The organism is Achromobacter maghribensis (assembly GCF_057334215.1).
This window is the reverse complement of record NZ_JBHFII010000039.1, coordinates 190,880-199,254: the sequence shown is the minus strand read 5'-3', so window position 1 is coordinate 199,254 and position 8,375 is coordinate 190,880. Positions and strand designations below refer to the sequence as shown.

The 8,375-nt window shown below is 64.9% G+C and carries 10 protein-coding genes; 4 read left to right on the top strand and 6 right to left on the bottom strand.

Features of this window, described 5'->3' with window-relative positions:
• Window positions 1-12: 12 nt before the first annotated feature.
• Window positions 13-609, bottom strand: a complete 597-nt coding sequence (locus ACE039_RS16485; RefSeq protein WP_105557537.1) for a short chain dehydrogenase — start codon at window positions 607-609, stop codon at window positions 13-15.
• 145 nt (window positions 610-754) lie between these two features.
• On the opposite strand from ACE039_RS16485, the gene ACE039_RS16480 reads away from it, so the two are divergent.
• The gene (locus tag ACE039_RS16480; protein WP_105557538.1) at window positions 755-1,639 is read left to right on the top strand and encodes a LysR family transcriptional regulator; all 885 of its coding nucleotides are present in this window, start codon (window positions 755-757) and stop codon (window positions 1,637-1,639) included.
• 10 nt (window positions 1,640-1,649) lie between these two features.
• Here the strand turns inward: ACE039_RS16480 and ACE039_RS16475 are convergent, their stop codons facing one another.
• From ACE039_RS16475 to ACE039_RS16465, 3 genes are all read right to left on the bottom strand, one after another.
• Window positions 1,650-1,898, bottom strand: coding sequence for a hypothetical protein (locus ACE039_RS16475; RefSeq protein WP_199196815.1), 249 nt, complete (start codon window positions 1,896-1,898; stop codon window positions 1,650-1,652).
• 93 nt (window positions 1,899-1,991) lie between these two features.
• Window positions 1,992-2,591 (bottom strand): helix-turn-helix domain-containing protein, encoded by a 600-nt coding sequence (locus ACE039_RS16470; RefSeq protein WP_313463430.1) that lies wholly within the window; start codon window positions 2,589-2,591, stop codon window positions 1,992-1,994.
• A 193-nt stretch (window positions 2,592-2,784) separates the two neighbouring features.
• The gene (locus ACE039_RS16465; RefSeq protein WP_485822840.1) at window positions 2,785-3,570 is read right to left on the bottom strand and encodes an SIR2 family NAD-dependent protein deacylase; all 786 of its coding nucleotides are present in this window, start codon (window positions 3,568-3,570) and stop codon (window positions 2,785-2,787) included.
• 168 nt (window positions 3,571-3,738) lie between these two features.
• Here ACE039_RS16465 and ACE039_RS16460 point away from each other — a divergent pair, with 168 nt between their 5' ends.
• Together ACE039_RS16460 and ACE039_RS16455 are read left to right on the top strand one after the other, a co-directional pair.
• Window positions 3,739-4,365, top strand: a complete 627-nt coding sequence (locus ACE039_RS16460) for a cysteine dioxygenase family protein (RefSeq protein ID WP_485822839.1) — start codon at window positions 3,739-3,741, stop codon at window positions 4,363-4,365.
• A 72-nt stretch (window positions 4,366-4,437) separates the two neighbouring features.
• The gene (locus ACE039_RS16455; RefSeq protein ID WP_105557542.1) at window positions 4,438-5,202 is read left to right on the top strand and encodes an IclR family transcriptional regulator; all 765 of its coding nucleotides are present in this window, start codon (window positions 4,438-4,440) and stop codon (window positions 5,200-5,202) included.
• Here the strand turns inward: ACE039_RS16455 and ACE039_RS16450 are convergent.
• Complete coding sequence (locus tag ACE039_RS16450; RefSeq protein WP_485822838.1) at window positions 5,111-6,817, bottom strand: FAD/NAD(P)-binding protein; 1,707 nt, start codon at window positions 6,815-6,817, stop codon at window positions 5,111-5,113. The genes ACE039_RS16455 and ACE039_RS16450 overlap by 92 nt on opposite strands.
• Entirely contained in the window at window positions 6,814-7,779 is a 966-nt protein-coding gene (locus ACE039_RS16445) for a Bug family tripartite tricarboxylate transporter substrate binding protein (protein ID WP_105557544.1), read from the bottom strand. Before ACE039_RS16445 ends, ACE039_RS16450 begins: the two co-directional genes overlap by 4 nt.
• 297 nt (window positions 7,780-8,076) lie before the next feature.
• On the opposite strand from ACE039_RS16445, the gene ACE039_RS16440 reads away from it, so the two are divergent.
• Window positions 8,077-8,375, top strand: a 299-nt coding sequence (locus ACE039_RS16440) for a CoA transferase (protein ID WP_485822837.1), incomplete at its 3' end; no start/stop codon positions are given.

Below are 8,375 nucleotides of genomic sequence, written 5' to 3'. Positions count from 1 at the left end.
GGGGGCTGGCGGTCACCAGACCCGGATGACGCGGCCCGTTTGCGCGCCTTCGACGCTGCGGCGATAGGCCAGCGCGACGCGGCTGGCGGGCGCGGCTTCGAAGCCCGGGAAGTAAGGGCCGTAGCTTGCCATCGATTCTTGCAGCACGGTCGGGCTGACCGAGTTGATGCGGATGCCCTGCAGCTCGATGGCGGCGCCGCGCACGAAGCCGTCAATGGCGGAATTGACGGCCGAGGCATTGGCGCCGAAGCGGATGGGCTCGTCGCTGACGATGCCGCTGGTAAGCGTGATGGAGCCGCCCGCGTTGACGTAGTGTTGGCCGATCAGCGCCAGGTCCACCTGGCCCAGCAATTTGTCGTGCAGGCCGATCTTGAACTGCTCGGCCGTCATGTCGGAGAGCGGGCCGAAGTGCAGGCCGCCGGTCGTGGAGACGATGGCGTCCACCTTGCCCACGCGTTCAAACAGATTGCGGATGCTGTCGCTGCGGGTCACGTCGACCTGATGCTGGCCGTTGGTTTTGCCCACGGCGATGATGTCGTGGTGTTGGCCGAGTTCTGCCGCGACCGCGCGGCCGATGGTGCCGGTGGCGCCGATTAGGATGATTTTCATAGGGTCTCCCGGGGCTTGCCCGAAATCTGCTCGATTTTTGTCGTACACCGGCCCAGCGCCAGTGCATGCAGCCATTCTCGCCGTTCGATTTCCATGGAAAAATCCAGGAATAGTGGAAACACTTCACACTCGGGGTGCGTAATTCATGGACCGGTTGCTCAGCATGGAAGTATTCGTGGCGGTCGTGGAGCTGGGCAGCCTGACCGCCGCGGCGACGCGCCACGAGATGTCGCCAGCCATGGCGGCCAAGCACGTCAAGGGATTGGAAGCGCGCCTGGGCGTGCGTCTGATGAACCGCACCACCCGACGGCAAAGCCTGACCGAGGCTGGCCAAGCCTATTTCGCGCGTTGCAAGGCCATCCTGGCCGAGATCCGCGATGCGGAGCAGGGCGCTGAGGCCTTGCGGCTGACGCCAAGGGGGCATCTGCGCATCACGTCGACGGTCACTTTCGGCTCATTCGCGCTGACGCCGGCCATTGCCGACTACCTTTCCGTTTATCCCGATGTCAGCGTTGAACTGGTGCTTGGCGATGCCGTGGAAGACATCGTGGCCGCTCGTTACGACTTGGCGGTGCGTATCGGCGAACCGGCCGACTCGAGCCTGGTTGCGCGCGCAATCGGGCGTTATCAAATGATCGTCTGCGCCGCGCCCGCCTATCTTGAGCGCTATGGGACGCCCGCCACGCCGGACGACCTGGTGCGGCATCAATGCCTGGATTTTTCGTATTGGAGCCGGCGCACCGGCTGGCAACTGAACAGCGGAGACGGCAATCAGGTGGGTTACCCCTCGGGCCGCTTCCTGTCGAACAACGGTCAGGCGCTGCGGCAGGCGGCCCTGGCGGGCTTTGGCGTCGTGCTGCAACCCGAACTGCTGCTGGGTGACGACGTGCGCGCAGGCCGCCTGGTGCCGATCCTGCAGCCATACTGGCCCGCCGCGCGGCCGATCACGCTGCTGTATCCGAAAGATAGGCAGGCGTTGCCAAAGCTCACGACCTTCGTGGACTTTCTGGTGGACCGGTTCACGCGGTAGGCGTGCGCGTTCACCGCCGTCGTCGGTCTACCGCGGTCAGCGAGATGCCGTTTTTCAGCATCTCGTAGGCCTGCCCACCCAGCCAGGTGACTTTTTCGCCAGAGCTGGTGCGGCAGATGCAGTGCATCTTGGGATCGAAGCGCGAAGTCCCCAGCGCGGTATACGCGTCCAGGTCGGCCACGAAACGTTCAATGCGATACAGCGTGCCATCGGGGGATGTGGCAAGCACATCCGTCAATCGTCTTGCGGTGCCGAGCATACCTTACCTCCTGCGCGGGCCGTCTTTCATGCGGCGCCAAAGTCACGTGGGCGTTTCAAGGTGCGGGGGCGGGCGGAAAGGCCCGGCGCGGCGCTACCGAAAACGCCCTCCTAACAATGAATCATCGAGTTGGTCGGGTGAGACGCCCAATGCTTGCGAAACGCGATCCAGGATGACCTGGCGTGGCCGTGGACGCGGCCGTTCCAATTCAATGTAGATGGAGTGGTCAACGCCGAGCCGGGCCGCCATATCCGCAGTGCTGATATTGAGGTGCTCGCGCCAGGCGCGTATCAAGCTCCAATCGTTGCCGGTTTTCAAGTTGACGACAGCTAGTGGCAAAGGGGTGTGCCCGGCGGTCAGTTTCTTGTGCGGGGCGGCCCTGTATGCATCCGGTGCATTCCGCTTCGAGGCGCCGCTTTTGCGGAACTCGCCATGGGGCGTCGTGATATCGGATTCGGCGGTGTAAATCGCACCGCCGCGGGTCTGACGATACTGGTTATTTCCTATCCAGGAAAGCGTTTCGCCGTTGTCGAGCATGCATTCGCAGTCCAGGTGGTAATTGCTGGGAATGCTCTCAAGTTTGGCAATGGTTTCGGTGGTCGTGGCGTGCCGGACCACACGATGCAAGACACCGTCTGATGAACGCACGAACACATCGGGAAGTCTCCAGGAAAAAGGGATGGTGCTCTCCACGGCCGAAACAGCTTGCGCCACTGTAATGCGGCGGCGCAACGGTGAGATTCGGGGTTTCCCCTCGACAGTTGCAGCAAGCTCTTTTCTACTCCACATCGGTCGAAAGATCTTCACAAATCTTCACCGGCCCTGACGCCGTCATCCCCGCATTGCCCGATGTAAACGGGTTATGGCTTGCGTGGCGAACAGGGAATTAGTGGCTGTTTGAGCCAAACGCCGCCGCCAGCAGGCGGGGCATCACATCGGCTGCCGCGCCATGCAGATTGCAGTGCGCTTGCCGGTCCAGCGGTGTCACCGTGGGGTTGATCTGGATCACGGACGCGCCCGCGGCCAGCGCGCGTTGCGGCAATTCGGCGGCCGGGTAGACCAGCGCCGATGTCCCGATGCTGAGCAGCAGGTCGCATTGTTCGGCCGCACGCAGCGCGTCGCTCCACGCGTCGGCAGGGAGGCTTTCACCGAACCACACGACCCCGGGCCGTACCGGCGCCCCGCACAGGGAGCAGGCGGGGGGCGCGATGCGGCGTCCTTCGTCGGGTTCGTCGGGCGCGCCGCCCGATAGCGTGTAGGGCGCGGCACAGGCCGAACAACGCGGCGCGTGCAGGCTGCCATGCAAATGGGCCACCCGGGGGCTGCCGGCGCGCTCATGCAGATCGTCCACATTCTGCGTGACGACAATCAGCTCGGGTACGTGATGCGCCAACGCCGCGATGGCGCGATGCGCGGCATTCGGCTCGGCGCGCAGGGCTTGCCCGCGACGCCATTCATACCAGCCCCAGACGATGTCGGGATGCGCGCGGAACGCGTCGGGTGTCGCCAGTGCCTGCGCGTCGAAGCGCGACCATAAGCCTGTCAACGCATCCCGGAAAGTGGCGATGCCGCTTTCCGCGGAAACCCCGGCCCCGGTGAAGACCACGATGCGTTGCGCGCCGCGTAGCGTTTGTCCCAACGCTGGCGGAATATCTAGATAAGGACTCGTCATTTTCGGCCTGGAAGATAATCCGTTACGCTGCGCGCTCAGGCGCAAGCCTGTCAAGCGCGGCTTGCAACCGGCGGCCGTGACCGCGGTGGGGGCAAGCGTGCGCAAGATTCCCGAATGATGGATACTGGTTTTCTCATCTGGGATATTCCTGACCAACGGAGATACGCAATGCCTGACGCTTCCCCCGGCCTGGACCGGCTTCGCCGTTTCATCGCTACCGCGACGCGGCTGGCCGCCCCGGACGCACTGGCGCAGACGCCGGCCCTGCAGGCAGCCTTTGCCGATCTGGTGCGGCACGACGATTGGCTGCCCGAGGCCTGTACCACGCCGCATTCGCAGTACTACCAACAATTCCTGCTGCATTGCGATCCGCTAGAGCGGTTTTCACTGGTTAGCTTTGTCTGGGGACCGGGACAGTTCACGCCCGTGCACGACCACGAGGTCTGGGGCTATGTGGGCATGCTGCGCGGCGCCGAAATCAATCAGCGCTACGCGCGCCAGCCGGACGGCCGCCTGATGCCCGCGGGCGACGCCACGACCTTGCGTCCTGGCGACGTGGAGCGCCTGTCGCCGGAAGAGGGCGACATCCACCGAGTGTCCAACGCCTTCGCCGATCGCGTGTCGATCAGCGTGCACCTGTACGGCGGCAACATTGGCGCGGTGTCGCGGCACGTCTATGACCCGGTCGCCGGACAGTCCAAGCCGTTCGTGTCCGGCTATTCGTCGCCCAGCCTGCCCAACCTGTGGGACCGTTCGGCGGCCGTGCGCGCCACCATTCCCGAATTGAAGGGCTGATTGCCAGGAAGGCGCTGTTCGCGCGCGGCGTCTCATGCTATGTTCCTGTCCTAAATATTAGGAAAAAACAACATGGACAAGACGCTGCTCAAGGGGTTGATGGTGTTGGAGGCGGTGACGGACGTGGACAATCCGCCGCGCACGATCGACGCGCTGGCCGCGCGCGTCGGTCTCACCCGCAGCAATACGCATCGCACGTTGCAAACGTTGATCCACGCCGGCTACGTCATCAAGGACGATGATGGTGGTGGATACCGCGGCGCGGTGCGCCTGTTCGAATTGGCCGCCCGCCAACTGGCGCAATTGGACGTGCGCAAACTGGCTGCGCCGTTCATGCGCACGCTGGCCGACCAAACGGGTGAAACCGTTCACCTGTCCGTATTGGACGGGTTTGACGTGGTCTATGTCGACAAGATCGACAGCCCGCAACCCATCCGTGCGTATTCGATGGTGGGCGGACGCGCGCCCGCCTATGCCGTGGCGACCGGCAAGGCCCTGCTTGCCTACCAGCCCGACGGCTATGTCGAGCGTTATGCCGAAAATCTGGTGCGGCACACGCCGTCCACCATTGTGTCCATGGCGTTGCTGAAAGACGAACTGCGCAAGATCGCCCGCGCCGGCTATGCCGTGAATCGCGGCGAATGGCGGGAAGGGGTGGGCGGACTGGCCGTGACGCTGTTCAACAGCCTGGACCAGCCCGTGGCCGCCGTCGGCATCTCGGGCCCGCTTGACCGCCTGAGCGCCGCTAGGATGAAGCAGTTGGCGCCGGATGTGTCGGCGTGCGCGCAGGCCATATCGCAGGGGATGGGCTATCGGCGGGGTTTTCTGGACCAATGAGGGGCGGTTGACGCGTCAGGGCGGCGGCGATGCGTTGCGCCTGGTCGCGCGCCAGCCGCGCGTTCACGTCCATGGATGTGGTCCAGAAGTACGTGCCGCCGGCCAGGCTGCCCAGCACGGATATCCGCGGCAGCACCGCATCCTGCGCGTTTTTCAGGCAGCCGGTTGCAAAGTCCAGCGCCAGCCCGCCGAACGGATCCGGCCGCGCATGGCCGTCGCGCAGCAACGCCGCCACCAGCGGGTCACGCGTGGCCGCGGCATCCACCGAGAAGCTCGTGGCGTTGACCAGATAGCGGCTGGAATGCGTGGCGATGCCCGCTGCGCCCCGCAAGCGCGTGTGGAACAACTGGTCCGCCGGATCGTGGCGGCTGTCCATGTAACCCGCGCGCACTTGCAGCTGGCCGCTTTGGAATAACGCTTGCAGCTTCAACGCGTTGCGCATGGGAAAGGTGGCGCGCCGCGCCATCCATAGCGAGCGCCATTGCGATTGGAAGCGGCTGCGTTCCGCTTCGGGCATCAGGTGCCAGATCTGGTCCACTGCCGCATTGGTGGCCGCGGCCACCGCCTGCCAGGGGCGAGCCGCTGCCGACGACCGGCGTATCTCCTCGTCCAGCGCCGTTCGCGCATCCGCTTCCAGGCCCAGCACATCGTCCGTGTCCAGTGAACCGCCGGCGGCTCGTACCTCGTCTTTCAGCGCTTGCGTGATCAGCGCCACCGATAGCGCTCCCCCGTGGCGTGCGGCCAACTGCAAGACGCCGTCACGACTCAGGTGCCGCAGCGCCGCCGGCGCCTGGTTGTGGGGGCTGCGCACCGAGGGCAGGCGGCCGTTACGCGACACGCACAGGATCGGGCCGCGGTGGCCGGACTGCTGCAAGGCGGCGATGGCGTCCACGGCGCTGAGGCTGGTGCCCACCACGCACACCGAGGCATCCCGGCCGATTGCGCCCGCCAGCGCGGACACCGGGTAGGGGCTGTTGAAGTACCCCGGCGCGTCATCCAGGTGCGGGAAGGCTTGCGACGGCAGGTTGCCATTGCACAGCACCACATGGCGCGCGAGCCACGGCGCGCCATGCTCGGGCGTCACGCGCACGTCGCCTACGCGCACGTCGCCTACGCGCATGTCGCCTACGCGCATGTCGCCCTCCCTCAGCGGTGTCACGCTTCGCGTCCGGCTTTGCACGTGCACGAGCGTGACGCCCAGCGTTGACGCCAGCTCGCGGCAACGCGCGTGCACGGCGCGCATGTAGGCGCCGAACAAGGGGCGCGGAAGGAAGTCCGTGGGGGCGACGGCGTCAACGCCATACTCGCGTAGCCAGGCGGGGTCCTGCCCGCGCAGCCAGTCGACGAAGTCCATCCGCTGATCGGCGCGCGCCGACATGTTGCCGGCCGGGATATTCAGCAGGTTGCTGGGAAGGTCTTCCTGATAGGCGCCGCCTGGGCCGGGTTCGGCTTGCGGTTCGAACAGGACGATGCGCAGCGGGCCAGCGGCAGGCCCGCCATTCTTATCTTGCACGGCCAGCAGGAACTGGTACAGGAGACTGACCGCGACCGAGCCGCCGCCCACGATGGCCAGGTCCGCGGCCGACGGCTGGAGCGAAGCGCCGGTGGATGTCATTTGGCGGCCGACATGCGCACCACGTCCGCCCAGCGGGCCACTTCCTGCTTCAACACGCGGCTGGTATCCGCCGGCGAGGTCGCCACGGCATCGGCGCCGAGCTTCAGCGCGGCCTGTTGCACGGAAGCCATCGCAGCGGCCTTTTGCATGCCGGCCGACAATTTTTCGACGACGGCGGGCGGCGTGCCGGCGGGCGCCAGCAGCGCATAGGTGGTGGCGACCGAATAGTCCTTCACGCCTTGCTCCATCAACGTGGGCAGATCGGGCAGGGCGGTGGCACGCGTGGACGTGGTGACCCCCAGCAGCCGGATCTTGCCACTGGCGACTTGCGGCAACAGGGCGGGCAGGGTTTCGATGACCATGTCGATCTGGCCGCCCAGCAAGTCGGTGATGGCCGGGCCGCTGCCGCGATAGGGCACATGCATCAAACGCGTACCGGTCACCACCTGGAACAGTTCGCCCGCCATGTGTTGCGACGTGCCGGGGCCGGCCGATCCGAACGTGATGGTGCCGGGCTTGCTCTTGGCCAGCGCGATCAGCTCTTGCACGTTCGTGGCGGGCACCTTGCTGTTCACGGCGACCGCCATCGGCATGCTGGTGGCCATCGATACGCCGACGAAGGCGGTGGCGAAGTCATAACCCGGCTTGTCCGGCATGGCCGCATGGATGGCATGGCTGCCCACGGCGCCCATCAACAAGGTGTAGCCATCGGGTACCGACTTGGCGACGTATTCCGCGCCTATTTCGCCGCCCGCGCCCGCCTTGTTTTCAACCACCACGCCCTGTCCCAGAAAGTCGCCCAGGTGCTGCGCATAGATGCGCGCGGCGGCATCCGTGGCGCCGCCAGGCGGAAACGGCACGACCATGCGCACGGGTTTCGACGGCCAGGTCTGGGCGAGGACAGGGCTGGCGGCCAGCGCCAGGACGGCGCCGGCAAGGGCAATGCGCCACGTTTGCTTCATGGGGGTCTCCTTGGTGGACGAGTCGTCATGCACGGGCGCCCGCGGTTGCGGTGGCTTGGGGTGCTGCGACCCTGTTCTATAAATCCTAAAATATAGGACTCGTATTCCAATAAATGGTTTACGTAGAATTCCACACGGTGATATGCTGGTCAACAATTAAGCGACCTTCCTAGGGATTGCACTAGGAAACATGAGCGGGCGTCACGAATCCGTCCGGCATGATGCCATCCGGGAAGGCGCGCTCTTATACTATTTTTTGAATCCTAAATATTGAATTTTCATAACGAGAGGTCAGACATGACACCCAGTTCGGCACTTGCCGGCATCACGGTGCTGGAAATTTGCAATGTCGCGGCGGGACCGTTTTGCGGCATGTTGTTGGCGGATATGGGCGCCGACGTCATCAAGGTCGAGAACCCCGAAGGCGGCGACACGCTGCGCAGCTGGCCACCGATATCCGATGGCTACAGCGAGAACTTCGCGTCGCTGAATCGCAATAAGAAGTCGGTGACCCTGAACCTGAAAGATCCGGCCGACCTGGCGCTGGCGCGCGAACTGGCGCTGACCGCCGACGTGCTGATCGAAAACAATCGGCC